Raw genomic sequence first — 26414 nt, forward strand, 5'->3', positions numbered from 1 at the left:
TAGCCAAACTTTTTATTTTTTATACTCTATGCAAAGGTTAAGCACTTTGATTCTCATCCTTAACTCGCAAAGATCCTTCTTGACCTGCATGTACTTTTTCACTGCTAAGATGCCATGACGACTTAGCCAGAGTAATACCTAGGATTGCCCAAAATAATGGCGCTACCGGTACCGTACTAATATTAAAAAATGCCTGGACAAGATAACCAAGTATAGTAGAAATTAAGCCAAACAAGAGGATTTTTTCATTGCCTTTCGTCGCTTTTATTGCTTGAAATGCCTTCCTTAAAATAATTCCTATGAAAAGTAAATACGTCAGGAGTGCTGGTGTTCCTAATGTAACCGCAATTTGTAAATATTCATTATGTGCTTTATCTACTATTATGCTAGGGCTTCCTAAGAATTCTTGACGTTCTTCTGGGGTTGCTGGAAAAACGAATTCAAATGAATCCGGACCTGAACCAATCCAAAAGTATTCTTTGATTAAAGGTAGCGATTCCTTCCAGATGAAAAAGCGATTTGAGCCTTCATGGCCAGTACTTTTATTTGTTGCAATCTGATAAGACTCTGTTACAACCGTACTCATACGATCAATATAGTGACCTTTTTCAGTATAATTAATGATAAATAAGATGATTGCCAATGTAGTTAATAATACTGCCCATCTTTTCCAAAGATATTTTCGAAAAACAACTACAAAGAGTGAAATTAACACAATTCCAAAGAACACACCCAGATATCCACTTCTTGTTCTTGTAAAAATCAGTGCAATAAAGGCTAAACAAAGAGAGATAAAATATAGTGATTGATATTTTCGATCCTTAGCAATTAAATAAATGGGGATTGTGATTAATATGGCTAACACTAGATAAGAACCAAAAAAATTCGGATTATCAAAGAAAGTGTAGGTTCCACCGTAATTTCTCATCGCACTATTTCTTGGAAGAAAATCTAATTTATAATGCTGTAGTATTCCATATATTGAAACAATACCAGATACAATCGCCATACCTGTAATTAATTTGGTGATTCTTTCCACTTTTATTAGCCGATAGGAAAATAGAAAAATACTACAATACGAAAAGAAAGAAAGCAGTCCTTCTTTACGGTCAATCAAGCCATACACTGATGTATAAGATCGTGAAGAAAAAGCTGTTGAGATTTCTATCAAAGTTAAGAATATCAGTAATAGAATAACCACATTTTTATCGTGCTTTTCAGGCATAAGAGAACGGTAATTTCTCCTAAACATGATATACAGCCAAGTCCCAATTACGAAAATATATAAATAATTAGCCTTAACTGTTGTGTAGTAGGGATCAATTCCCCAAGGGTAAATGAGGAGGGGAAATAGAATGATAAACCAAAACATTTAATTTACTCCTTTTAACATTCGCGGCCGATGTAATAGTACTTTTAACCCAGTAACCTTTATATTTAGGATATATATTTCCAAATTTCGATAACTTTTTTATTATTTCATTTATCATTGGACAATTCAATATGAAATTTTATATAAATTCGTTCATCATGCTGTTTTTGTTTTTCAAAAAGAAATGAAAGATAATTGGGGAATTTATCCTACTTGTGAATATACATAAAATAAATGCTTGGAGAGGGAGCGGTTTTTCAATGAAGAGGAGGAAGTTCATCGCCAAATACTCCTATCAGCCTTGGTTTAGAACTTGCCGAAGAGTTTGTGCGCAATTGATTGTTCCATTTACGCTGTTTCAATTGATTCGGACACTTTTGATCCCTACTGTCTTTGATGTTCTTTTATTAACGGTGTTTATCGCGATAGCAGTTTCGCTTTATTTTGAAGTAGTTTAAAGGAGCCCACTTAGCATTAATCTTGCTGCTGGGCTCCTTCTTTTGCCTGCTGTTCCTGTTGATCTAGTTTCGTCATTTCCATTACAACATACTCAGAATTTTTTAATTGCCAGTAACTGCGCTGCAGCTGTCGGATAAACTTTAATTCATTCTTTGGATGCGGCTTTTTATTAAAGCGTTCTGCTACTTGGATAATTGGTATTGGATAAGCTAAATAGCTATAAAACAAGAACTTTTCATCTGCCTTGAAAGGAAAGAATTTAAAATAATGATAAATCCACTCCACTACCTCATCATTCCGCTTTGGCTGGGTATTTAAGGCACGGGATAGGTAGGGCAATAGATCATGAAAGGGCGCACCATAGTGGGCATCCTCAAAATTTATGAAATAACCGTAGCCTTTGTCATCATAGAGGAAATGCTCAGAGGATAGCTTCCCATGGGTGATGACCATCCGCGCTTTTTCATTGTCCTTTGTTTTTTCATACCAATCTTCAAATCTTGCTTTCGAATAACCAAGCGCCTGACTTATTTCGTTATAGTACAAGCAATAGCAAAGTTCAAAGGGCGACATATAGGTCTTTTGTTCACATTGGTCAATATAGCCATCAAGAAATTCCTGATGCTTTTCAAACTGCTGAATTGTTTTTTCATAATGCTCTGCGCGTTCTTCTTTATTTACTTTGATTTCTTTCGCAGAAAGCGTGTGAAGTCTTGCCAATTCACGAAAGAGCTGCTTATTCTTTTGCTGCCGGTCTTCCTTTACTTCATTTTCCATCCACGGCATGAGGTAATAAAGTGCTTTATCATGAAGGACGGCATACCTTCCATCCATCGTGGGGAAGATTGGTACAATCCGGTTAAAGCCTTTTTGATATAGTTGATGCACATGGCGGATAAAATCAGTTCCGTTCGCTGGGTTGATTTTTTTTAAGGCAAATGTCCCTTTATTTGAATAGATTTTTTGGATGCTGCCCTGTTGTTCTGCGAAATACGGCTTTACTTGATAATTATTTAAAATTGGAGCAAGTGCTTCCAGCCGATTTGAGTCATTCATGACACTCAACTCACTTTCAAAAATAAGACGAAATGGGACAATGCGCTTAAAAAGATGCTGAGCAGGTAATTATACCCGCTCAGACCTGTCTTTAAGCTTATTTATTTTTTCGCATAGGAGTATGGGACATATAATACTTGCCCTTCATACACATCCTGACCCAATTCAAGATTATTTACCCTTAGCAGATTAGGGACAGAAACATCGTAACGATCGGCAAGGTTATCGAGTGTATCCCCTTTTTGGACAATACACATTTTTACTTTCGCTTGTTCAGTGCCTTCTTCCTTTCGGGCAAAGAACTCCGTCAGCGTCATCGTCTTCTTTTTTGAAGCTTTCTTTTTAAGCACATGTTTTGGAGTATGCTCTGGTGAGGAAGAACTTTCATCGTCCTTCAATGCAACCTCTTCCACTTTGATTGGAGATTCCTCTTCTGCAGGATGGAATTCAAGAACTTCTGCCTGTTCGACAATTACCTCCGCCGGCGGTTTATTTCCTTCACTGCGGGACTCTTGGAAGCTCCACGTAGGCTGGAGTTCTTCTTCCTTGGCTTCTGGTTCATTCTGTGGTTGATAATTTAAGGTCGGCAGATCCGGAACAGCTTCCTGTTTCTCCTCTTCCCGCTGTTTTTTTGCTTCTGCTGCAAACAAGAAGTGATTTTCCTCTTCGTCTTCAGGTTGGTAACGGTGAAGTACCTCGTATTGCAGTTCTTCATGTGCTGATTCCGTTTCAACCACTTCCTCTACTTCTTCACGAAGAATATCCTCTTCTTCCGCCACTAGTTCGTTTTGAGCTGTGTCATATAGACCGCTAATTGTTAGTTCCGCAGACAACTTAAGACAACTGCGTTCTGCAAATGAATAATCGAATGAATCAACGATGACATCAATATCATAAATGCTTTGAATTCGATTATTTGGAATGGTGATATCAACCGGAAAACGATGTGAAAATTCACAGTTTCCTTCTTCTCGAACATCTACTCTTTCGACATACTTTTGGTTCGCTACGCTCTCATCCTCACTACCATTGTTTTCCTCGTTGCTTTTATATTCACCAGTCAATTCTAACGAACCACGTATGGTTACGTACTGATCGTTTTCCTGGATAGTAATGTCTGGGTCTAAAGAAATGGACAAAAGCTCATCGACTTCCTGTCCTTTTCTAAACCACAAAGATTCCTCCAAGGAAAATCTTAGGCACGATTGATTCTCCTGAGACAAAGCGACTCCTCCTTTCGTTTCCCATTTACGCAAATCACTATGTCACTTACAATTTATGAAGGTATGATTTTATTTATGATAAAAAACCCGCCTATCGGCAAAAAAAATCGTTTTGATTGGAAATGATTTGGTGCTTTTGATGGGGGTAGGTTGAGGTTACTTGAGGTCGGACGTCTGATTCCGTGCGTTTTGAGGTTTATTCCGCGAGAAGTTGGGCTGATTCCGCGGACTTCCTTTAGCATTCCGCGGAAATTGGCAGACATTCCGCGCAACATCGTTTTTCGGTAATTTAACCATCCGTTTTTCCAAAAAAAGACACCTACCAAAGAGGTAAGTGCCTAATAATTAAATTATTTAAGTTTTGAAAACGCAATTTCCACTGCTTGAATAGTTTTTTCAATATCTTCATCGGTATGTTCTGTTGATAGGAACAAGCCTTCGAATTGTGATGGTGGCAAGAACACACCTTGATTAGCCATTTCACGATAATAGGCTGCAAAGAACTTTAAATTTGATTTCTTTGCGGTTTCATAATCAATAACCTCTTCATTTGTAAAGAAGAAACCGATCATTGAACCTGCACGGTTAAAGGTACAAGGAATATCATATTTTTCAGCTGCAGCTTTAATTCCTTTTTCAAGCAGATCGCCCTTACGAATAAATTCATCGTAGCTTTCCGGAGTTAACTGAATTAAAGTTTCATAGCCAGCAGTCATTGCAAGCGGGTTACCTGAAAGCGTTCCTGCCTGATAAATAGGTCCAGCCGGCGCAATTTTTTCCATAATTTCAGCTTTACCGCCGTATGCTCCAACAGGAAGACCGCCACCTATTACTTTACCGAGACAAGTAATATCCGGAGTTACATTAAAGAATCCTTGTGCACAGTTATAGCCTACACGGAAACCTGTCATTACTTCATCAAAAATAAGCAATGTGCCGTTATCAGTAGTTATTTCACGAAGACCTTCAAGGAATCCTGGAAGTGGCGGTACAAGCCCCATATTTCCGGCAACCGGTTCAACGATAATACATGCAATGTCCTCGCCGAATTGTTCGAACGCAAACCGAACCGCTTCTAAATCATTGTAAGGTACCGTTATTGTGTTTTTAGCAACGCCTTCAGGTACACCTGGGCTGTCAGGCAAACCGAGTGTAGCGACCCCAGAACCGGCCTTAATCAGCAACGAATCCCCATGACCATGGTAGCAGCCTTCAAATTTCAAAATCTTGCTGCGACCTGTGTAGCCGCGTGCAAGACGCAGCGCACTCATCGTTGCTTCTGTTCCGGAAGATACCATCCGTACGATCTCAATCGAAGGTACACGTTCAATGACAAGCTTTGCCAGTTCATTTTCCATCAATGTTGGTGCTCCAAAGCTTGTACCAAGCTCAGCAACCTTTTTAATTCCCTCAACCACACGGTCGTTTGTGTGGCCTAGGATTAGCGGTCCCCATGAGAGGACGTAATCAATATATTCATTGCCGTCGATATCATATATTTTAGAGCCTTTTCCTTTTTCCATGAAAATCGGATCCATATCGACCGATTTAAAGGCACGAACGGGGCTGTTCACACCGCCTGGCAAAAGGGTTTGGGCTTCTTTAAAAGCTTCAATTGATTTTGTATAAGAGCGCATCTTTAGTCCCTCTTTTCGAGTAATTATTGTTCTTCTTTTAACCAGCGACATGCATCTTTTGCAGCATACGTAATGATAAGGTCAGCACCGGCACGCTTCATTCCCAGTAACATTTCAAGAACGGTTGATTTTTCATCAATCCAGCCGTTTGCTGAAGCAGCCTTAACCATTGCATATTCACCGCTTACGTTATAGATAACGATTGGAAGATTGAAGGTATTTTTCATATCACGAACAATATCCAGGTATGGCAAACCAGGCTTGACGATTAAGAAGTCTGCACCTTCAGCCACGTCGGATTCTGCTTCTCTGAATGCTTCCATCCTGTTTGCAGGGTCCATTTGATAGGTTTTACGATCGCCAAACTGCGGAGCTCCTTCTGCAGCCTCACGGAAAGGTCCGTAAAATGCTGAAGCATATTTAACCGCATAAGACATAATCGGAATTTCCTTAAAACCAGCCTCATCTAAGCCAGCACGAATTGCTGCTACAAAGCCATCCATCATATTTGAAGGAGCAATAATATCCGCACCTGCTTTTGCTTGAGCAATGGCTGTTTTTACAAGCAATTCAAGGGATTCATCGTTAAGAACTTTTTCCCCCTCAACCACGCCGCAGTGACCATGGCTTGTATATTCACATAAGCAAGTATCTGCGACAACAATCATTTCTGGGAATTTTTCTTTTATAAAACGGGTTGCCACCTGAATGATACCATGGTCATGGAATGCTTGCTCGCCACATGCATCCTTTGTTTTAGGAATCCCAAATAATAGGACGGACTTAATTCCATGTGCGACGATTTCTTCCATCTCCGCTTCAAGGTTGTCCATAGAAACCTGGAACACTCCCGGCATGGACGATACCTCATTACGAATGTTTTCTCCTTCATAAATAAAGAGCGGATAGATGAAGTCTTCCGGTCTTAAGTGATTCTCTCTTACTAGTGAGCGCATGTTCGCACTTGAGCGTAAGCGGCGATGACGTGAAAATTGAATTTCCATTAATATTAACCCCCAAAATCATTTTTTCAGTATAAAAATATCATTTTTCTAAGTATTCAATGGTGCTTTTAATCATTTCTTTTACAGTATATTCCTCTGGGGAAGCATGCACCGGCAATCCATAAAACCGTAATCTTTTCTCTGAAACAGGACCAATACAGGAAATGGTGCAATGATCCAGATGACTCTGCAGGTTAAATTCAGTCACTATCGTCATAAAATGATCAACGGTTGACGGACTGGTAAACATGAGAATATCAAGTTCATCTGCTACAAGCATCGTGGCTAACTTCACTTTACTCTCTTCTGGCATATAAGTTTCGTAAATAACCATTTCATCGACTTCCGCACCCTTTTTAATAAGTGCACTTGAGATATATTCCCTTGCGAGATTTCCTTTAGGGATTAACACCCTTGATCCGCTAGCGACATTTGGCAGAAATTCATCGACAAATACTTCTGCCACATAGGCCGATGGCACAAATTCAGATTTAAAACCTCTTTCCAGCAGTACTTCTTCGGTTTTTTTACCAATCACCGCAATTCTTGGGAAAGAGTCGATTTCCTCGATATTCATAAAAGAAAAAAAGGTTTCTACCGTGACATTACTAGTAAAAATAATCCAGTCATATGTATCAAGTCGCTTCAATGCTACTTGAACCCGTTGATTTGTTTCAATTGGCCGAAAAGCAATAAGAGGGATTTCAATTGGAATCCCTCCATACTTTCCGACAAGTTGTGAAAAGGATCTTGCTTGCCCTACTCCTCTTGGAATAAGGACTTTTTTGTTATTCAAGGCGCATGGTTTTAGCATTGACCCTCGAGCTCCCGTTTAACCTGATCGATAAGGTCTTTGGCTCCTCTTTCAATTAATCGGTCAGCAGCTTGAATACCAAGCTCTTCAGGGTTTTGCCCTCTTAGTACTTCTTTATAAACTTCTTTGCCCTCTGGTCTAGCCACTAAGACAGTCAGTTCGATTTCGTCGTTGTTTTCAGCTACTTCTGCGAATCCAGCAATCGGCACTTGACAGCCGCCTTCCATTTTTTGAAGGAAGGCACGCTCTGCACGAACGGCTCTTTCTGTTTTTTTGCATGTGAATTTTTCAAATAACTCTAGAAGCTCTTTATCATCTTCACGGCATTCAATTGATAATGCACCTTGCCCAACTGCCGGTACACACATTTCTGTATCTAATAATTCTGTTACAGTATCTTTTGCCCAGCCAAGACGTGTTAGTCCAGATGCTGCGAGGATAATTGCATCGTATTCTTCATCTTTTAATTTCTCTAATCTTGTATCAACATTCCCGCGAATCCACTTAATCTCTAAGTCAGGACGTTCTGCTAACAGCTGCGCACTGCGGCGAAGACTGCTCGTGCCAATAATTGCACCCTTTTTCAAATCTTTTAACTTGATATGACCATTAGAGATAAGGGCATCACGCGGGTCTTCACGGAAAGGAATACAGCCTATCGTTAAGCCTTCCGGAAGTACAGCAGGCATGTCTTTCATACTATGAACGGCCATATCAATCTCTTTATCAAGCATTGCTTGTTCGATTTCCTTTACAAACAACCCTTTACCGCCGACTTTAGAAAGGGTTACATCTAAAATTTTGTCCCCTTTTGTAACGATTTCTTTTACTTCAAATTCAAAAGATGGATTAAGCTTCTTAAGCTGGTCGATTACCCAATTTGTTTGAGTTAAAGCTAGCTTGCTTCGTCTTGAACCTACGATAATTTTTCTCATGATTGCCTCCTAATTTTACCAAAAATGAAATGATGATAATTGACCAAAGAAGAAAAAATTAATTAACACGAAAAGAAAGGATGCCGTATTCCAAAGGGCTAATTGTCTGCCAACTAAGTTTTTTGCTATTCTTAAATACAAAAATATACTATATGCCGCAAGCAGAATAAACGAACCAATGATTTTCATATCGTACCAGGGCATACCCGGAACTTTTAAAAAGGCCCATTGGAGACCAAGGATTAAACTTAACATCAGCATTGGTACACCAATCACGACTAATATATAGGAAGTACGTTCCAGCTTGCTTAAATCTGCGAGTCTTAAAAGTCTGGTACCCCATTTTTTTCTTTTCAATAAATCATATTGAATCAGGTAAAGCAGCGAAAAAACAAAAGATAACGAGAAAGCCCCGTAGGATAAAATCGCCATCGTAATATGTATGAGCAAAAGCTCTGACACTAGCTGCTTGCCGATTACATGGGAAGCATATTGAAAGGGGGCAAAGGTATGAATAACAATAACGATAAACCCAAGGATATTCGTGAAAAAAACGATAAAATCCACCTTAAGCAGCCGGTTGATGCCCAGTGACAAAGTGACCAATACCCAAGCGTAAAAGTATAACCCCTCAAAGATCGTTAATACCGGAAATTTCCCTGTTTTAATCATATAGTAAGATAGGAAAAAAGTTTGCAGCACCCATACAAACGCAAGTAACCAGAAGGCGATACGGTTTGCCTTCCGGTTATGGTGCAGAAAGTCGAAAAAATATAACAACACACTTAAGGCATATATAACTACTGTCAATTCGTGCAGCCGTGTCATATGGAAGTCTAACATTCTCAGTACCTCTATGACTGAAAGGAAGCCTGCGGGATTTGAACCATTTTTTTATTGGTTTCGGCTGCTTTCGTTTGTTGTTTCTCAACAAGCTCTTCAATATTAAATATATTAATAAATAACTCCAGAGCTTCGGCAGCATCTGGTCTTGCAGCCAATTCTTTTGCTTGTAGGATTGGGTCTTTCAGTAATTGATTGACGATACTCTTTGTATGCTTATTTAACACTTTAATATCTCGTTCAGATAGATGTGGAAGCTTGCGTTCAAGACTAACCATTGTCTCCGATTGAATACTATTTGCTTTATCTCTAAGTGCAGAGATTACAGGAACGACTCCTAGCAATCCAAGCCACTGTTTGAAATCAACAATTTCTTTTTCAATCATCAGCATAATCTTTTCAGCCGCTTTTTTGCGCTCTTGTAGATTCGCTTCTACAATACCCTCTAGGTCATCAATATCATATAAGAATACACTTTCAAGTTCAGCAATTTCTGGTTCTAAGTCACGAGGTACAGCAATATCGACCATAAATAATGGCTTTCCTCTGCGCTGTTTTTCTACTTTTTCCATCATCGCTTTTGTAATAACAAATCCATTTGTACTTGTTGAGCTAATCAAGATATCCGCATCTATTAGCGTCTTCTCAAGATCTGCTACGGTTCTAGCTTCACCGGAAAAACGGCTGGCAATGACCCTTGCTTTCTCAAACGTACGATTGATTACGGTTACTTTCCTAACACCACTTCCGTGCAGGTTTTGGGCTGCAAGTTCACCCATTTTCCCTGCCCCAAAAATTAGTACATGCTTCTGATCCAGCGATCCGAATATTTTCTTAGCCAGTTCTACAGCAGCATAGCTGACAGAAACAGCATTGGCACCAATATCCGTTTCAGCATGTCCACGTTTAGCAATCGTAATTGCCTGTTTGAACAAGTGGTTGAATATTGTACCAGTCGTTCCTTCTTCTTGGGCTAAAATAAAGCTTGAACGAACCTGGCCCAGGATTTGTGTTTCCCCTAAAATCATTGAGTGAAGGCCACAGGAAACCTTGAACAAATGTTCAATAGCGCCATCCTCTTCATATATAAATAAGAAAGGAGAAAACTCTGCTTGTTCAATTCCGAACCATTCAGACAGAAATTCTTTAATATAGTACCGACCCGTATGCATTTGATCTACTACAGCATAGATTTCCGTACGATTGCATGTCGATACAATAATATTCTCCAGGATGCTCTTTTTAGTGTTTAATTTTTTAATCGCATCCCCAAGATCGGATTCATTAAATGTCAACCGCTCGCGGATTTCAACAGGGGCAGTCTTATAGTTTAAACCGATGACTACTATATGCATTTTTTGTACACCCCCCATTAGTATTCATTATAGCTAGTATGATTATATCATGGACATTTTCATCTTTTGCCCTAAAATGTGAACAGAAAACGAAAGAATATGTTAATATATAGAGAAAAAAGTTCAGTACTCGACAATTACATTCCTATGTACATTATCAAAAAAATAGATTATATTCAAGTGAACCTTACTGGAAGTGGTGTTTGAATGAAAAATCAGCGGATCTTTCCTGGAATTATTCTTATTGGATTTGGAGCCTATTTATTTCTGCAGCAGTTAGGAATTACACTTTTTGAACAATTCTATTCTTGGCCAACCTTACTCATTATTCTTGGAGTTGCCTTTTTAGCACAAGGATACTCGGCACGAGAGTATGAAGCAATCCTCCCTGGTGTGATCTTGGCAGGCTTTGGCTTACATTTTCATGTTGCGGGGCATCTGGATTTTTGGCCGAATAACACAGTCGGCATGCTTGCTTTTATTATATCCATTGGTTTCTTCCTTCGTTTTCAAAAAACAAACAATGGCTTATTTCAAGCCTTTCTCTTTTTAGTTTTGGCATTATTGTTATTATTTTACGATAAGATTGTTGGATATTTTGGCTTATTGCAAAATGGTGTGAATCTTGCTTGGAAATTTTGGCCCGCAATTATTATTCTTGTTGGTATTTATTTTCTCTATAAGAAAAAGAAATAAACGCCTGGCAACCTATGCCAGGCGTTTATTTTGTTTGCACAACCATTTTTCCTATTAAGAAAGCATATTAAAGACATTTCGCTTGCTCCTTGAACACGTTTTGTCCTTAATAGCCCTTATTAAGGACATTCCACTTGCCCCTTGAACATGTTTTGTCCTTAATAGCCCTTATTAAGGACATTTCACTTGCTCCTTGAACATGTTTTGTCCTTAATAGCCCTTATTAAGGACATTTCACTTGCCCCTTGAACACGTTTTGACCTTATTAGACCTTATTAAGGACATTTCACTTGCTCCTTGAACACGTTTTGTCCTTAATAGACCTTATTGGATAAGATCAATTAGAAAACACTCAAGCTATTCGGCTTTTTCTACATATAACTATTGATTATAGCCCAAGCCTTGTCCTTGCCTTCACCTGTTTCCGATGAAAATAAAACAATAGGGTCGTTTGGATCGACATCCAGGCCTTCTTTTGTTACCTTTAGATACTTCTGCCATTTACCCTTTGGAATCTTATCCGCCTTCGTCGCAATAATGATGCAAGGGATATTGTAATGCTTTAGGAAGTCATACATCATTCGGTCATCTGCTGTGGGCGGATGCCTTAAGTCGACAATCTGAACAACTGCTTTTAATTGCTCACGAGAAGTGATATATGTTTCAATCATCTTTCCCCATGCTGCCCGCTCAGACTTTGAGACCTTTGCATATCCATAACCGGGAACATCGACAAAATGTAGGATTTCGTTAATTAGGTAAAAGTTCAAGGTTTGTGTTTTACCAGGTTTGGATGAAATTCTTGCCAGACCTTTGCGGTTAAGCATCTTATTGATAAAAGAAGACTTGCCGACATTTGAACGGCCTGCTAATGCAAACTCTGGTAACTCCGTTTCCGGGTACTGCGCTGGCCTGACGGCACTGATGACGATATCTGAACTTACTACCTTCATTTCTTTTCACCCTCTAATAGTGCATGCTTAAATACTTCATCCACATGGGAGACAAGCACAAATTGTAATTCGTTTCTGACACTTTCAGGAATATCATCGATATCCATTTCATTATCTTTTGGCAGAATTATCTTTGTTAACCCGGCTCTATGTGCACTAAGCGTCTTCTCTTTTAAACCGCCGATTGGGAGAACTCTGCCTCTTAATGTAATTTCCCCTGTCATACCTACTTCACGGCGAATCGGTCGGCCGGATAGTGCTGAAACAAGAGCTGTTGCCATGGTGATTCCTGCCGAAGGTCCATCCTTTGGTACGGCACCTTCTGGAACATGAATATGAACATCATATTTTTCATGAAAGTTTTCTTCAATACCTAGCTCTGTTGATTTGGAACGAACATAACTGAATGCTGCTTGGGCAGATTCCTTCATGACATCTCCAAGCTTACCTGTTAAAACAAGTCTGCCTTTTCCTGGTGACAGCGACACTTCAATTTGTAACGTATCACCGCCAACGGTTGTGTAAGCTAACCCTGTTGCAATACCTATTTGGTCTTCTGTTTCTGCTAAACCATAACGGTATTTTGGCTTTCCTAAAAACTCTTCTACATTTTTTTCGGTTATGACTACGCGTTTCTTTTCACCGGAAACAATGATTTTTGCCGTTTTCCGACAAAGGGTAGCCATTTGCCGCTCCATGCTCCGAACCCCGGCTTCACGGGTATAATACCTGACAATCTTTAGAATCGCATCATCACGCACTTGGAGCACACCTTTGCTCAGCCCATTTTCTTTAATTTGCTTTGGTAGCAAATGATCTCTAGTGATATGAACCTTTTCAATTTCTGTATATCCGGCGATTGTGATAATTTCCATTCTGTCTAAAAGCGGACCAGGTATGGTGGACAGATTATTGGCCGTTGCAATAAACATTACTTTTGATAAATCATAGGTTTCTTCAATATAGTGATCGCTAAAACTATGATTTTGTTCCGGATCAAGCACTTCAAGCATCGCGGATGATGGATCACCGCGGAAGTCATTGGACATTTTATCAATTTCATCTAATAAAAATACCGGGTTCGTCGTTCCTGCTCGTTTCATGCCCTGAATAATTCGTCCAGGCATGGCACCGACATAGGTTCTTCGATGACCGCGGATTTCTGACTCATCCCGTACACCGCCTAGTGAAACACGAACAAAATGGCGGTTTAATGAGGTAGCAATTGACTTAGCTAAGCTGGTTTTCCCCACTCCTGGAGGTCCTGCAAGGCAGAGGATTGGTCCCTTCAAGGAATTCGTCAGTTTCTGTACCGCTAAATATTCCAGTACCCGTTCTTTTACCTTTTCAAGCCCATAATGATCCTCATTTAAAACCTTTTCCGCACGAAGAATATCGATATTATCATCGGTTTTTTTCGTCCACGGAAGAGCGAGGAGCCAATCAATATAGTTTCGAATAACGGCACTTTCTGCTGAGCTTGTTGGGACTTTTTCATAACGGTCCAGCTCTTTAAGTGCTGTTAGCTGCACATGCTCAGGCATGCCTGCTTTTTCTATTTTCTCTGTTAAATCGGCGATTTCGCTCGTTTTGCCTTCCTTATCGCCTAATTCCTTCTGAATAGCCTTCATTTGTTCACGCAAGTAATATTCCTTCTGCGTCCTTTCCATTGAACGCTTGACTCGCTGGCCAATCTTCTTTTCGAGATTTAGCACTTCTTTTTCATTATGAATCGTGTCAATTAATCGATTCATTCTCTCTTTCACATCGAGTGTTTCAAGGATTTCTTGCTTTTCCTTAAGCTTAATCGGCAAATGGGACGAAATTATGTCCGCCATTCTTCCAGGTTCTTCAATATCCACAACAGATGCAAAGGTTTCATCAGAGATTTTTTTTGATAATTTTATGTATTGCTGGAAATAATCTAGCATCGTTCTCATCAATGCTTGGTCTTCTACATCCTTCGTATCCGTTTCCTCATGGGTAATAATCGTAACAGAATAATAATCGTCCTCATCATGAAAGGACTGAATTTCCGCACGCATAAGTCCCTCTACTAAAACCCTAATTGTGCCATTAGGCAGCTTAAGCATTTGTTTTACCTTTGTTAAGGTCCCCATCTTGTATAAATCTTCTTCAGAAGGATCATTAATCGAAACATCCATTTGAGTCGTTAAAAATATCAAGTGGTCATCTACCATCGCTTTTTCTAAGGCTTCAACCGAACGTTCGCGGCCTACATCTAAATGCAGGACCATTGTCGGATAGACAAGCAACCCTCGAAGCGGTAGGAGGGGGACGATTATTTCTTTATTTTTCGCCAAATTACTGCACCTCCACATGCAAGATCATTATTTCCTAAGCAGGAATAGCCTTTGTACAATTCTATCTTATTTACAAATAAGTGTCTAATTTTACGAAAAGCCTGTCAAGATAATTTATTTTTCCCCAAGTATGATGATTTCTTTCCTTATAAAAAAAATAAACACTTCAGTTTTTAACAACCGAAGTGTTTATTGTTAAATCGACTCTTTTTTCGATAGTTCTATCGAAGCAGGTATGACATTACTATTAGAGAACTCTTTTTCGAGGGCAATCTCAAATACTTGATTAAGATGGGTGACAGGCACGATTCGAATTCCATCTATCTCATTTAAAATCGATTGCATATTCTCTTCCGGAATAATGACGGTTGTTGCTCCAGCCTTTCGAGCAGCCTTCACCTTCGGATAAACACCGCCGATTGGTTTAACGTTTCCGTGAATACTGATCTCACCAGTCATTGCGACCTTGTTATCAATTGGGATTTTGTAAATGGCTGAATAAATCCCAGTTGCCATCGCGATTCCAGCCGATGGACCATCAATCGGAACACCACCTGGGAAATTGACGTGAATATCAAAATCATCAGCTGGCACGCCCATTGAACGTAAAACGGTGATAACATTTTCAATCGACCCTCGAGCCATACTTTTGCGGCGAACTGATTTACCTTGACCGCCAATACTTTCTTCATCAACAATTCCAGTAATATTTATCGATCCTTTATCCTTCGCAGGGATAACAGTCACTTCGATTTCAAGAAGTGCACCTGAATTTGGTCCATAAACAGCCAAGCCATTTACAAGGCCAATATGAGAATCGGCATTAATCTTTCTTTCCATTCTCGGTGTCATTTGACTAGAATGAACAACCCATTCAATATCTTCATCCTTGATAAAATTCCGATCTTCTGTGATTGCCAGACCTGCGGAAATTTGAATCATATTAACTGCTTCGCGGCCGTTTCTTGCATAGCTCGATAATGTATCCAGACCTGTGTCACTAATAACAAGATTTACTTTTTCTGCTGCTTTCTTGCCCACTTGAACAATTTCTTCTTGACTTAGTTCTCTAAAGAAAACCTCCATACAACGTGACCGTATTGCTGGAGGTATTTCATTCGGTGTCCGGGTTGTCGCTCCGACTAATCGAAAATCGGCTGGCAGACCATTTTTAAAAATATCATGGATATGCGTTGGAATTTGGTTATTTTCTTCATTGTAATATGCGCTTTCCAGATATACTTTTCGATCCTCCAGCACTTTTAACAATTTATTCATCTGAATCGGATGAAGCTCGCCAATTTCATCAATGAAAAGTACACCGCCATGCGCATTGGTAACTGCCCCTTGTTTTGGCTGGGGAATTCCTGCTTGTCCCATTGCACCAGCCCCTTGATAGATTGGGTCATGGACGGAGCCAATTAACGGGTCAGCAATCCCTCGTTCATCAAATCGGGCGGTAGTCGCATCCAATTCAACGAAGACAGATGCGGGTTTAAATGGTGATTTGCGATTTTTTTTCGCTTCCTCCAATACCAACCTTGCTGCGGCTGTTTTACCAATTCCAGGTGGTCCATAGATAATTACATGCTGCGGATTCGGACCACATAATGCCGCTTTTAGTGACTTTATGCCGTCCTCTTGGCCAACGATATCATCAAAGCTTGTCGGGCGGACTTTCTCCGATAGTGGCTCTGTTAAGGAAATCGATCTCATTTTTCGAAGTTGATCCATTTCCTTACGGGATTCCCGATCAATGGAGACCTTTTGTGTCCTCTGGCTTTTTAATAAATTCCAAAAATACAGCCCTATAATAATTCCAAAGAAAAGCTGTATAAATAAGGCAATCCCAGTCCAGCTCATATTTTTCCCTCCTGCTACTGTAAACTCTCGTAGATATTAATAAGTATTTCCTGCATAGAGTTGGAATAAACAACAAAATTGTAAGAAACTGTGGAGCGAAGCATGCATAATTTAATTGTTTATTGATTTTTCATGCAGCAGAAAGGAGTTTGAGGTGCAGGGGAATTGGAGTTTGAACAGTAAAAAGGTCCAGCAGATTGCTGGACCTTCATTTATTATGCTGATTTTTCTTTTACAATCACTGTTCCATCTTCTAATAACAGCTTCGGAAGACTATTTTCAGTTATTGTTTCTGGTGTAATGATACACTTAGAAATGTCGTTGCGGGATGGAAGATCAAACATAACATCCAACATGATTCCTTCGATAATAGAACGCAAGCCACGCGCGCCAGTTTTACGTTCAATCGCCTTCTTAGCGATTTCAACTAGTGCAGCCTCTTCGAATTCCAATTCTACCTCGTCGATTTCAAGCATTTTTTGGTATTGCTTAACTAAGGCATTTTTTGGCTTTGTTAAGATTTCAATTAATGCTGCTTCATCTAATTGCTCAAGGCTGGCAATGACAGGCAGACGGCCGATGAACTCTGGAATTAATCCAAAACGGAGTAAATCCTCTGGTAGCACCTTGGAAAGAAGTTCTTTTTGACCAATTTCTTGTTGTTTCACATCAGAGCCGAAACCAATAACCTTTTGGCCAAGACGACGTTTAATAATCGGTTCGATGCCATCGAAGGCTCCGCCGCAGATAAACAAAATATTAGTGGTATCAATTTGAATAAACTCCTGATGCGGGTGCTTACGGCCACCCTGTGGCGGAACGCTTGCAACTGTACCTTCAAGAATTTTTAAGAGAGCCTGCTGAACACCTTCACCCGATACATCTCTCGTGATTGAAGGATTTTCAGATTTACGAGCAATTTTATCAATTTCATCAATATAAATAATACCTTTTTCTGCCTTTTCCACATCATAATCAGCAGATTGAATCAATTTCAATAAAATATTCTCTACATCTTCGCCAACATACCCTGCCTCAGTAAGTGAAGTCGCATCAGCTATCGCAAATGGAACATTCAAAATCCGAGCTAATGTTTGAGCTAAAAGTGTCTTACCGCTTCCAGTAGGGCCAATCATACAAATATTACTCTTTGCCAGCTCAACATCATCAATTTTACTATTCGAATTGATACGCTTGTAGTGATTATAAACGGCAACAGATAAAGATTTTTTAGCCTGATCCTGGCCAATAACGTATTCATCAAGGATTTCACAGATTTCTTTTGGTTTTGGAACATCTTTAAATTCTACTTCTTCTTCTGTTCCAAGCTCTTCTTCAACGATTTCTGTACATAACTCGATACACTCGTCACATATATAAACTCCAGGTCCGGCAACCAGCTTTCGAACTTGATCCTGTGTTTTTCCACAGAAAGAACACTTTAATTGCCCTTTTTCATCATTAAATTTAAACAATCCTTTCACCCCTTAAAACGTGTTATAAACTATTTAAAGTTGCGTAACACAAACAAAAATCGAATTTTTTTACTTTCAGAATATACAGTTGTATGTATTGCATTGTATCACATGCAGCCAGTGGACTGGAAATAAAACGCTTAAGTCAATATGTTTTTCATTATTGATATTTTGTTTGGAGACGCTCTTCAAAAAAGAACTCTATGTACTCATTAAGCTTAACCACTTTTTAATAAAATAAATCTAAACCAGTCCACATTTATTTTATTCGTTATGTATAGGATACTTTCCTGCCACAGCTAAAAAGGTTTCCATGTCTTTATTATAATATGTAATGGAAAAAATGTATAAAACAAGGCACGATATTATCGTACCTTGTTTTAATAATCTATTTACTTCTTATTTTCTACTAGGAATTCTACTGCTTTTTGAATTTTAAGGTCACCTTTAAGGTTACCAGCTCCGCCAAGTGCTTGCTTGATGTTGTCAACTGTCATGTTGTACATTCCAGCCATTTTTTCAAGCTCTGCATCTACCTCTTCGTCAGATACTTCAAGGTTTTCTGCTTCAACAATCGCTTCAAGTGTTAAATTAACACGTACACGGCCTTCAGCTTCCTCTTTCATTTGACCCCTTAAGGCAGCTTCATCTTGACCTGAGAATTGGAAGTAAAGCTCAAGATTCATACCTTGCTGTGATAAGCGTTGCTCAAATTCTTGAAGCATACGTTTTGTTTCGTTTTCAATCAAAACTTCTGGAATTTCAACTTCTGCATTTGCAGCAGCTTGTTCTACAACAGAATCACGTAGGTGATGTTCAGCTTCATGTTTCTTGCTGTTTTCTAAACGAGTTTTAATTTTTTCTTTTAATGCATCTAATGTTTCAACTTCATCATCAACATCTTTAGCAAATTCGTCATCTAATTCAGGAAGTTCTTTTCCTTTGATTTCGTGTACAGTTGTTTTGAAAACAGCTGGTTTACCAGCAAGTTCAGCAGCGTGGTATTCTTCAGGGAATGTAACTTCTACTTCCTTAGAATCGCCAGTAGCTAGGCCTACAAGTTGCTCTTCAAATCCTGGAATGAATGAGCCTGAACCTAATTCAAGTGTGTGGTTCTCAGCTTGTCCGCCTTCGAATGCTTCTCCATCAACAAATCCTTCGAAGTCGATAACTACTGTATCGCCAAGTTCTGCAGCACCTTCTTCTTTAACAACTAGCTCTGCTTGACGGTTTTGAAGAGTTTCAATTTCCTTCGCCACGTCTTCATCAGTAACAGTTGTATCGAGTTCTTCAACTTCTAACCCTTTGTATTCGCCTAGTTTAACTTCAGGCTTTACTTGAACTGTTGCTTTAAAAGTGAATGGTTTATCTTTGCCCATTTCATCAAGGTCAAAATCAACGTTTTCAGGTTGATCAATTGGATTGATTCCTGTTTCGTCAATTGCATTTCCATAAGCTTCTGGAAAAATAAAATCCAAAGCATCCTGATATAATGCTTCTACACCAAAGCGCTTTTCAAACATCGCACGAGGCATTTTACCTTTACGGAAGCCTGGAACGTTTACTTGTTTAACAACTTTGTTAAATGCAGAAGTTAAACCTTCGTTTACTTTTTCTGCACTAACTTCAAATGTAAGGACACCGCGGTTTCCTTCTAATTTTTCCCAATTCACTGACATACTTTTCCCTCCAACAATCTATTATCATTTCATTTGTAACGAAATTTGTGTGAAGAAGCCTTATCGTTCAAGCCATTTCTTCACTTTTTAGATGTATAAAATTATGTTTCTTACACACGCAACCCTTATATTATAACACAGGATTATTTTCTTTCAACAGCGATGCCTATATATTGGGGTAAGAAATTTCTTCTATTCCCCCTATAATCAGCATCGTTTTCTCTATTACTTGTGAAGATACCTCATAATCGCTTGAGACTTCTTGTAAATCAATCTCAATCCCCTGATAACTATGACCCAGCATGTGAAAAGCAGCAGCCCAAGCAGAGTTCGCTTCGGGGTCCAGTTTGATCGGATAACTAATAAAAAAGATCCGTTCCATCATGGCTCTAATATTATCAAAAAGTACAGGGTTACTGCTTTCTAATCTATCAGCTAATATCCTTTCAATATCCTTCATTCGCGGTTGAGCATTGATTTCCGACAGTTCCGTTGGGGTCACCGTTACTATATTGTTGAACTTTTTTACAATTATTTCCCTGTCATATTCTTGCTCTTTTAATAGAGATAACAGCATCGACTTTAGAAAGGGATGACCCTCATCTGCTTGAAGATACTCTTTTATTTCCTCGATATAGGGACGGATATTTTTTTCTGCCAGACTTGAAACAACGAGCATTTGCTCATTAAGATTATTTAATTGAAAAAGGTTAAGGCCTCTTAGATTGCTTTCTTCTAGCTCTTCATCGCTTGGGTCAGGTTGAGTATTATCTGCCATCCTTCTGCTAAATTGAAGAATAGTCAGGAAGTGATCATATCTTTCAGGAGGGATTTCCTTTTCGTCAATTAACGCTTCTATGGTTGTTACGATTTCCTGGTATTCATGCAGTTGAATAAGGATGGTCAAATAGAGATCGACCATCTGAAAATAATCCCCAATCCCCCTTAGGAGCATTTCACTTGCAAGCTCTTTCCCCTTTTTATATTCAGCTGCTTCAAAATAGGCAAGAACCAGACCGATTAAGACATCGCTATTATCAGGTTCATGCTCCCTGGCCTCTTCCAAAAAAGTAATTGCTTCGTTAAACCTTTTCATTTCCAAGTATTCTAGACCCTTTTCCGTTAATCTCTTTTCGAGTCCGGGAAGGAAGATGACATTGTCTTTTCTTTTTGCTCGTTCCCGTTTTTTCATAGAAAAACCGTCCTTAAATTCATTCTAAAAAATAGTTTAGCATGAAAACATTAAAAAACAAAAAAACTCACTATTTAAAGTGAGTTTTTTCGTTTTCGCATGTATTATAGCGTCCCAGGAGAGATTCGAACTCCCGACCCACGCCTTAGAAGGGCGTTGCTCTATCCAGCTGAGCTACTGGGACATTTTATGTTTCAAAGACAAGATTTATTATATAATCCAACTAAACAAAAGTCAACAGGAAATTCTTATGTTTTTTAAAAAGATTTAATAACTTGGAAACTTATAAAATAAAAGTAAATGAGATCCTTGTTCTCGAGGTTTTTGTGTACTAGTAAACCCCTATGTGACCACTATCCGGATTTTCTACCTTATTCGGTCACTTAGAACCCCCCTACGTGACCACTTCTGGGAATCTCTACCTTATTCGGTCACGTAGAAACACTCTACGTGACCACTTTCCAGAATTCCTACCCTTCTCGGTCACGTAGAACTATTCACCGTTCCCATTTCCCGATTTAGGCAACCCGAATTCGCGGGCTAAATTCTTCACCTCTCGTCCACCTAATTCGAATACCGACATCATGATTTTATCGTCGCGTATATCAAGGATCACATAGGTCTTTTCCAAACGTTCCCGGGGCAATCGAATACTCCCTGGATTTAAAAACAGTCTGTCGTCAATTACCTCCGCCCCCAGGATATGCGAGTGTCCAAAACAGACAATATCTGCATTTACTTCTTCAGCCTTGTAAACTAAGTTCATCAACGAAGTTTTCACAGAATACCTATGGCCGTGCGTCACAAAGATTTTTCGGCCGGAAATCTCTGTGATTGTTTCTAATGGATACCCACTGAAATCGCAATTGCCCAAGACCGACAAATAACCAGTAATTGCCTTATTATCAGCCATCAATTGAGAATCACCGCAGTGAATCATTAAATCGACTTCGTTCATGTGGCGCTCTCTAATTACTTCGAGCTCTTTCGTCAAACCGTGACTATCACTAACAACTAATACCTTACCCATATTATTCTACTTTCCCTATAATCGTATCAAGAATCACATCCAACTTCTTTAATGCATTGGCACGGTGGGAGATTACATTTTTTTCATCCCCTGTAAGTTCAGCCATCGCCACACCCTTATCCGGCACAAAAAATATTGGATCATACCCAAATCCATTAACCCCTCTAGGTTCTTCAAGAATACGCCCTTCACACGTTCCGGACACGGTAATAGTCTCCTGGTTCGGGATTGCTACAGCAAGTGCACAGTAAAATCTGGCACTTCGATTTTCCTCAGGTATACCAGCTAATTCAAAAAGCACCTTTTCAAGATTTTGCTGATCATCTTTTTGCTCGCCTGCGTACCTGGCCGAATAAATCCCTGGCCTTCCCTCAAGAGCGTCTACCATTAACCCAGAATCATCGCCAATGACCATTTTATTTAATTGTTTGGAAACAGCCTCGGCCTTTAGCATCGCATTCTCTTCAAATGTAGACCCTGTTTCTTCAACATCCTCAATCTCGGGAAAATCAAGCAGGGTCCGAACCGACACTCCTCTAGGCGTGAAAATATGTTCGAACTCCCTTGCCTTTCCTGGATTTTTTGTTGCAATAATCACTTCTTTCATCGTTATCCCCTCTTATTTCTTTCTTCTATCATCTATTTTTTTTGTTATTTCTTCCCCTAGTGCCGTTTTTTGCTGTTCGAAAAGCTCCATCAGCCCCTCTTGTGCCGCACCTAATAAATCTTGCAGCTGCTGATAAGAAAAAGTAGATTCCTCGCCCGTACCCTGCAATTCAACAAACTCACCATTACCAGTCATAACAACATTCATATCCACCTGTGCTTTAGAATCCTCTGCATAATTTAAATCGAGTACTGTCTCGTTGTTTTTTAATATACCAACACTTGTAGCCGCTAAGTAATCGGTAATCGCAAACCTCATTCCTTTTTTTTCTGAGAGTTTATTTAAAGCGATGGCCATCGCAACAAAAGCGCCGGTAATGGATGCCGTTCTTGTTCCGCCATCCGCTTGAATGACATCACAGTCAATCCAAACGGTTTTCTCACCTAGTGCAGATAAATCAACAATCGCTCGAAGTGCTCGGCCAATTAACCGCTGAATTTCCATCGTCCTGCCTGTGACCTTTCCTTTTGACGATTCTCGAATATTCCTTGATTCGGTCGCCCGCGGGAGCATAGAATATTCTGCGGTAATCCAGCCTTTTCCTTCCCCTCTCATAAAATGCGGAACCCTATCTTCAATTGTAGCTGTACAAATGACCTTTGTATTTCCTACAGAAATGAGGACAGACCCTTCCGGATGCATTAAATAATTTGTTTCGATATGTATTGGTCTTAATTGGAATGGTTCTCTTCCATCAACACGCAAAATAATAATTCCTCCTTCTATGCAGGGATTTCCCCACATGTATTACAATATTAAACCAAATAAAGAAGAGGCAGCCTAATGAGCCTACCTCTTTCATTGTCACTATATAGTATATCAAAAAACTTTTTTTAAAAACTACCTGTGTTTACTTTTTCTGGGCGCGTTACTGGCTCGGTCAATTTTTTACCCTGATCATCTACTAATTCAGCTTTTCCTTTTACCGTTACAGAAACACTTTCAATTCCTTTTTGTTCTGTTAACGATAGTACAAGTGCATTTAATAAAGATTGTGAGATTTCTTTCTCTTCAAAACTGCCATAGATGTTTTCATTAAAATCCAAAGTAACTGTTCCATCCACTACCTTTGGATCATTAAGTAACGCGACATCAGGCATAAACTCGGAAGCAAGATTTGACTTTGAGTTTGGCCCTTTTACCAATTCATTTACCACTGCAACAATATTGTCCTTCACGCTATTATTAACTCTCTTTGTAACTGGGACATAATAGTATGATCCTTCTGCTCCGCCAATATAATAAACCGTTACAGGTTTTGTATTCGTAATATCGATTACCCCAGCCGTATCAATATTAATTCCCGTTGCTCTTGATAAATTTTCACTAATCGGTGTTCCATTGACAGGCATCTCCGTTAATGGGTGACCGTTCATTTGCAGTTTAACTTTTTCAACGGAATCGAATTGAGTAAGTGTCCATGTTACTGCCTCGAGAATTTTCGTTTCATCTTCAGGCTGATAGTTTTTAAATTCATTTGAAAAATTAACTACTGCAACTCCATCTTCTTTGATATCTACGGAAATCTCAGTATCCTCAGGCAAAACCGCACGGAAATCATTAGGCAGCAGATCTGTGACAGGTCCATTTGTTACTAAATGCTGTAACGCTTGCGTTGCTACAGAGGTTGTTTTCGGAAGTGCTAAGGTTTGGGGGACGACATACCCATTTTTATCAACTAAGTATAGCTCTGTTTTTATGGTTGCCTCAGTTGCCTCACCTTTGCCGGTTGTTTCTTCCGTTACTTTTTTATCGGTTACTTCAGCCTCCTTTGGCGGATCTACTTTTTTTGTAGTCTCATTTCCGAACAAACCGCAGCCTGACAAAAAAAGTGACGATGCGAAAACAGTTGTAACAATAATCTTCATTTTATTTTTTGACATATTTAATCCCTCCAAAGACAGTTTGTACTACCATATATACGAGCCTATTAAAATAAATAGACCGCCTTAGGAAAGAAATATTGTTCTTTTATCTAAAATAATTTTTATAACAACTCAAAGAGCCCCTTTAGTAAAAGGAGCCCCAGATTATAATTTAATTTTTTTCACATTGTTAATTTCTGCTCCAAGCCACTGGGAGGCAATTTTTGAAAAAATTGTTCTTGAACCTGTCGTATAAAATTCATGTACAGGCTCGTCCTCATTTGTCTCAAGAATACCGTTATAGTGGAGAATCGTGCTGATTTCCCTAGCTGTTTCATCCCCTGAACTAATAATATGCACGTCCTCACCCATCACCTGCTGAATAAGCGGTTCAAGCAATGGATAATGGGTACAGCCTAAAATAAGCGTATCAAATTTTTGATTTTGCAATGGCTTTAACGCCTCAGTAACAATCTTCTCTGCTATACTTCCGTTATACTCGCCGCTTTCAACTAGAGGAACAAATTTGGGACACGGCTGACTTTTCACATGCAGCCTGCTATTAAGAGCCATTAACGCTTTTTCATAGGCGCCACTCTTAACCGTACCTTCCGTACCAATAATCGCCACTCGGTAGTTTTTTGTGCGTTTAATCGCTGCCCTAGCCCCAGGATAGATAACCCCCAAGACAGGGATGGATAGCTCGTTTCTAATCTCATCAAGGACAGCTGCTGTCGCTGTATTACAAGCAATGACAAGCATCTTGATGTTTTTTTGTAATAAAAAGGTTGTTAATTCCCAAGTGAACTTTTTTACTTCCTTAACTGTCCTTGGACCGTATGGACAGCGGGCTGTATCCCCCAAATAGATAATTTTTTCATTTGGAAGCTGTCTCATAATTTCCTTCGCAACCGTTAATCCGCCAACACCTGAATCGATTACACCTATGGGTTGTTGTTTCAAGCTTCTCGCCTCTTTTTTAACGCATTTCCTGATGCAGTTTCATTAAGCTGCTTTGCAGCAGTTGAATTTCATCTTCTGAAAAATTAGTCAATACTTCCTCTAAGTATACTTGCCGTTTTTTAATAACCTCATCAATAATTCTTCCGCCCTCATCAAGCAAGTGAATTCTGACGACCCTTCGATCTTGAGGGTCCTTTGATCTTAGCACAAGGTTATTTTTCTCCATTCGGTCCACAAGGTCTGTCGTTGTACTAAAAGCCAAAAACATTTTGTTTGAAAGTTCTCCAATTGTCATATCGCCCTCTTCGAATAGCCACTGAAGTGCAACAAATTGCGGCGGGGTGATTTTATAATTACTAAGCATTTCTCTTCCCTTTTGCTTAATAATTCCAGATATATACCGCATATCTTTTTCAATGTTTGCGACTGTATGATTGCTTGTACTCTGTGAATCTTTTATTTCCATGCTTCCTTCACCCCTAGTATGGACTTGCCCTATGTCTGCTATTTTAACAGATGGCCGTCGCCCCTTGAATCTTTTCCTTATTTTCTACCTTTTTCGTCAAAATTTCAAGCCGAAAATTTTTACCTACTGACTCTATATGTATAATTTGATTTTCACTCATAAAAAACCTGCCCATGAATACATGAACCGGCTTCCCATAAGAAAGCCGGTCATGATTATAGTTCGAGCTCTCCCATACGAAGGAGCTCTACAACTGCTTGTGAACGCCCCTTTACACCAAGCTTTTGCATGGCATTAGATATATGATTTCGAACTGTTTTTTCGCTTATAAATAATTCACCAGCGATTTCCTTAGTAGTTTTATCCTGTACTAATAGTTCGAATACTTCTCTTTCCCGTTTGGTGAGCAACGGCTTATGATTATATTCATTCTCCTTCAAGTATTGTGACCCTCCTTGCCTTCGCCAGTTATGAACCGTTTGGTGGGTATATATTTAGTCACGATATCATATGTGAATGATACCTATGAAGTGACTATATTTA

General features: G+C 39.3%; 24 protein-coding genes and 1 tRNA gene. 2 read left to right on the plus strand and 23 right to left on the minus strand.

Translation table 11 applies throughout. The features are described from left to right. Positions 1 to 37: 37 nt before the first annotated feature. Positions 38 to 1372 carry an O-antigen ligase family protein gene (locus tag NSS81_RS05245; protein WP_342432487.1) on the minus strand — a complete coding sequence of 445 codons (1335 nt, stop codon included), beginning with the start codon at positions 1370 to 1372 and terminating at the stop codon, positions 38 to 40. A gap of 260 nt (positions 1373 to 1632) precedes the next feature. On the opposite strand from NSS81_RS05245, the gene NSS81_RS05250 reads away from it, so the two are divergent. Next, on the plus strand, positions 1633 to 1830 hold the full coding sequence (locus NSS81_RS05250) for a hypothetical protein (RefSeq protein WP_342432488.1): 198 nt from the start codon (positions 1633 to 1635) through the stop codon (positions 1828 to 1830). Between the two features lie 16 nt (positions 1831 to 1846). On the opposite strand, the gene ysxE is transcribed toward NSS81_RS05250, so the two are convergent. From ysxE to hemA, 8 genes are all read right to left on the minus strand, one after another. Then, positions 1847 to 2887, minus strand: a complete 1041-nt coding sequence (gene ysxE / locus NSS81_RS05255) for a spore coat protein YsxE (RefSeq protein ID WP_342432489.1) — start codon at positions 2885 to 2887, stop codon at positions 1847 to 1849. A 101-nt stretch (positions 2888 to 2988) separates the two neighbouring features. Continuing rightward, the gene (gene spoVID / locus NSS81_RS05260; protein WP_342432490.1) at positions 2989 to 4143 is read right to left on the minus strand and encodes a stage VI sporulation protein D; all 1155 of its coding nucleotides are present in this window, start codon (positions 4141 to 4143) and stop codon (positions 2989 to 2991) included. A gap of 317 nt (positions 4144 to 4460) precedes the next feature. Continuing rightward, positions 4461 to 5747 (minus strand): glutamate-1-semialdehyde 2,1-aminomutase, encoded by a 1287-nt coding sequence (gene hemL, locus NSS81_RS05265; protein WP_342432491.1) that lies wholly within the window; start codon positions 5745 to 5747, stop codon positions 4461 to 4463. Between the two features lie 23 nt (positions 5748 to 5770). Then, entirely contained in the window at positions 5771 to 6751 is a 981-nt protein-coding gene (gene hemB / locus NSS81_RS05270) for a porphobilinogen synthase (protein WP_342432492.1), read from the minus strand. A 40-nt stretch (positions 6752 to 6791) separates the two neighbouring features. Beyond that, a complete protein-coding gene (locus NSS81_RS05275) occupies positions 6792 to 7565 on the minus strand; it encodes a uroporphyrinogen-III synthase (RefSeq protein ID WP_342432493.1) in 774 nt (257 codons plus the stop codon). After that, a complete protein-coding gene (gene hemC / locus NSS81_RS05280) occupies positions 7559 to 8500 on the minus strand; it encodes a hydroxymethylbilane synthase (protein WP_342432494.1) in 942 nt (313 codons plus the stop codon). The genes NSS81_RS05275 and hemC overlap by 7 nt, the downstream gene beginning before the upstream one ends. A gap of 15 nt (positions 8501 to 8515) precedes the next feature. Continuing rightward, positions 8516 to 9343: a cytochrome c biogenesis protein gene (locus NSS81_RS05285; RefSeq protein WP_342432495.1), complete on the minus strand. Its 828-nt coding sequence runs from the start codon at positions 9341 to 9343 to the stop codon at positions 8516 to 8518. Between the two features lie 11 nt (positions 9344 to 9354). After that, on the minus strand, positions 9355 to 10698 hold the full coding sequence (gene hemA / locus NSS81_RS05290) for a glutamyl-tRNA reductase (protein ID WP_342432496.1): 1344 nt from the start codon (positions 10696 to 10698) through the stop codon (positions 9355 to 9357). Positions 10699 to 10905: 207 nt separating this feature from the next. On the opposite strand from hemA, the gene NSS81_RS05295 reads away from it, so the two are divergent. Next, the gene (locus NSS81_RS05295; RefSeq protein WP_342432497.1) at positions 10906 to 11394 is read left to right on the plus strand and encodes a DUF5668 domain-containing protein; all 489 of its coding nucleotides are present in this window, start codon (positions 10906 to 10908) and stop codon (positions 11392 to 11394) included. Between the two features lie 371 nt (positions 11395 to 11765). On the opposite strand, the gene yihA is transcribed toward NSS81_RS05295, so the two are convergent. From yihA to gerE, 14 genes are all read right to left on the minus strand, one after another. Further along, positions 11766 to 12347, minus strand: coding sequence for a ribosome biogenesis GTP-binding protein YihA/YsxC (gene yihA, locus NSS81_RS05300; RefSeq protein WP_342432498.1), 582 nt, complete (start codon positions 12345 to 12347; stop codon positions 11766 to 11768). After that, positions 12344 to 14671 carry an endopeptidase La gene (gene lon / locus NSS81_RS05305; protein WP_342432499.1) on the minus strand — a complete coding sequence of 776 codons (2328 nt, stop codon included), beginning with the start codon at positions 14669 to 14671 and terminating at the stop codon, positions 12344 to 12346. Before lon ends, yihA begins: the two co-directional genes overlap by 4 nt. Before the next feature lie 195 nt (positions 14672 to 14866). Further along, a complete protein-coding gene (lonB, locus tag NSS81_RS05310) occupies positions 14867 to 16534 on the minus strand; it encodes an ATP-dependent protease LonB (protein ID WP_342432500.1) in 1668 nt (555 codons plus the stop codon). A 215-nt stretch (positions 16535 to 16749) separates the two neighbouring features. After that, complete coding sequence (gene clpX, locus NSS81_RS05315; protein ID WP_342432501.1) at positions 16750 to 18009, minus strand: ATP-dependent protease ATP-binding subunit ClpX; 1260 nt, start codon at positions 18007 to 18009, stop codon at positions 16750 to 16752. Positions 18010 to 18401: 392 nt separating this feature from the next. Continuing rightward, positions 18402 to 19688 carry a trigger factor gene (tig, locus tag NSS81_RS05320; protein ID WP_342432502.1) on the minus strand — a complete coding sequence of 429 codons (1287 nt, stop codon included), beginning with the start codon at positions 19686 to 19688 and terminating at the stop codon, positions 18402 to 18404. Between the two features lie 166 nt (positions 19689 to 19854). Beyond that, positions 19855 to 20880: a tetratricopeptide repeat protein gene (locus NSS81_RS05325; RefSeq protein WP_342432503.1), complete on the minus strand. Its 1026-nt coding sequence runs from the start codon at positions 20878 to 20880 to the stop codon at positions 19855 to 19857. Positions 20881 to 20990: 110 nt separating this feature from the next. Continuing rightward, positions 20991 to 21064: transfer RNA gene (locus NSS81_RS05330), tRNA-Arg, on the minus strand. Between the two features lie 309 nt (positions 21065 to 21373). Next, a complete protein-coding gene (locus tag NSS81_RS05335) occupies positions 21374 to 21910 on the minus strand; it encodes a metallophosphoesterase (protein ID WP_342432504.1) in 537 nt (178 codons plus the stop codon). Position 21911: 1 nt separating this feature from the next. Further along, positions 21912 to 22517, minus strand: a complete 606-nt coding sequence (locus NSS81_RS05340) for an XTP/dITP diphosphatase (RefSeq protein ID WP_342432505.1) — start codon at positions 22515 to 22517, stop codon at positions 21912 to 21914. A 12-nt stretch (positions 22518 to 22529) separates the two neighbouring features. Next, on the minus strand, positions 22530 to 23282 hold the full coding sequence (gene rph / locus NSS81_RS05345; RefSeq protein ID WP_342432506.1) for a ribonuclease PH: 753 nt from the start codon (positions 23280 to 23282) through the stop codon (positions 22530 to 22532). Between the two features lie 128 nt (positions 23283 to 23410). Further along, positions 23411 to 24460: a GerMN domain-containing protein gene (locus NSS81_RS05350; RefSeq protein ID WP_342432507.1), complete on the minus strand. Its 1050-nt coding sequence runs from the start codon at positions 24458 to 24460 to the stop codon at positions 23411 to 23413. Positions 24461 to 24607: 147 nt separating this feature from the next. After that, complete coding sequence (racE, locus tag NSS81_RS05355; RefSeq protein ID WP_342432508.1) at positions 24608 to 25405, minus strand: glutamate racemase; 798 nt, start codon at positions 25403 to 25405, stop codon at positions 24608 to 24610. Between the two features lie 16 nt (positions 25406 to 25421). Then, positions 25422 to 25871, minus strand: coding sequence for a MarR family transcriptional regulator (locus tag NSS81_RS05360; RefSeq protein WP_342432509.1), 450 nt, complete (start codon positions 25869 to 25871; stop codon positions 25422 to 25424). 215 nt (positions 25872 to 26086) lie between these two features. Next, on the minus strand, positions 26087 to 26311 hold the full coding sequence (gene gerE / locus NSS81_RS05365) for a spore germination transcription factor GerE (RefSeq protein WP_160722067.1): 225 nt from the start codon (positions 26309 to 26311) through the stop codon (positions 26087 to 26089). Positions 26312 to 26414 lie beyond the last annotated feature (103 nt).

Origin of the sequence: Neobacillus sp. FSL H8-0543, from assembly GCF_038592905.1 — a bacterium.
Classification (GTDB): Bacteria; Bacillota; Bacilli; order Bacillales; family Cytobacillaceae; genus Neobacillus.

Excerpts from the sequence above, each read along its gene's own strand:
- ysxE (WP_342432489.1), bottom strand. The coding sequence starts at position 2,887 with ATGAATGACTCAAATCGGCTGGAAGCACTTGCTCCAATTTTAAATAAT.
- NSS81_RS05360 (WP_342432509.1), bottom strand. The coding sequence starts at position 25,871 with ATGGAAATAAAAGATTCACAGAGTACAAGCAATCATACAGTCGCAAAC.
- NSS81_RS05250 (WP_342432488.1), top strand. The coding sequence starts at position 1,633 with ATGAAGAGGAGGAAGTTCATCGCCAAATACTCCTATCAGCCTTGGTTT.
- hemA (WP_342432496.1), bottom strand. The coding sequence starts at position 10,698 with ATGCATATAGTAGTCATCGGTTTAAACTATAAGACTGCCCCTGTTGAA.
- NSS81_RS05285 (WP_342432495.1), bottom strand. The coding sequence starts at position 9,343 with ATGTTAGACTTCCATATGACACGGCTGCACGAATTGACAGTAGTTATA.
- NSS81_RS05350 (WP_342432507.1), bottom strand. The coding sequence starts at position 24,460 with ATGTCAAAAAATAAAATGAAGATTATTGTTACAACTGTTTTCGCATCG.
- hemB (WP_342432492.1), bottom strand. The coding sequence starts at position 6,751 with ATGGAAATTCAATTTTCACGTCATCGCCGCTTACGCTCAAGTGCGAAC.
- hemL (WP_342432491.1), bottom strand. The coding sequence starts at position 5,747 with ATGCGCTCTTATACAAAATCAATTGAAGCTTTTAAAGAAGCCCAAACC.
- NSS81_RS05295 (WP_342432497.1), top strand. The coding sequence starts at position 10,906 with ATGAAAAATCAGCGGATCTTTCCTGGAATTATTCTTATTGGATTTGGA.
- tig (WP_342432502.1), bottom strand. The coding sequence starts at position 19,688 with ATGTCAGTGAATTGGGAAAAATTAGAAGGAAACCGCGGTGTCCTTACA.
- NSS81_RS05245 (WP_342432487.1), bottom strand. The coding sequence starts at position 1,372 with ATGTTTTGGTTTATCATTCTATTTCCCCTCCTCATTTACCCTTGGGGA.
- NSS81_RS05335 (WP_342432504.1), bottom strand. The coding sequence starts at position 21,910 with ATGGGTAAGGTATTAGTTGTTAGTGATAGTCACGGTTTGACGAAAGAG.
- lonB (WP_342432500.1), bottom strand. The coding sequence starts at position 16,534 with ATGAGCTGGACTGGGATTGCCTTATTTATACAGCTTTTCTTTGGAATT.
- yihA (WP_342432498.1), bottom strand. The coding sequence starts at position 12,347 with ATGAAGGTAGTAAGTTCAGATATCGTCATCAGTGCCGTCAGGCCAGCG.
- NSS81_RS05340 (WP_342432505.1), bottom strand. The coding sequence starts at position 22,517 with ATGAAAGAAGTGATTATTGCAACAAAAAATCCAGGAAAGGCAAGGGAG.
- hemC (WP_342432494.1), bottom strand. The coding sequence starts at position 8,500 with ATGAGAAAAATTATCGTAGGTTCAAGACGAAGCAAGCTAGCTTTAACT.
- NSS81_RS05275 (WP_342432493.1), bottom strand. The coding sequence starts at position 7,565 with ATGCTAAAACCATGCGCCTTGAATAACAAAAAAGTCCTTATTCCAAGA.
- NSS81_RS05325 (WP_342432503.1), bottom strand. The coding sequence starts at position 20,880 with ATGAAAAAACGGGAACGAGCAAAAAGAAAAGACAATGTCATCTTCCTT.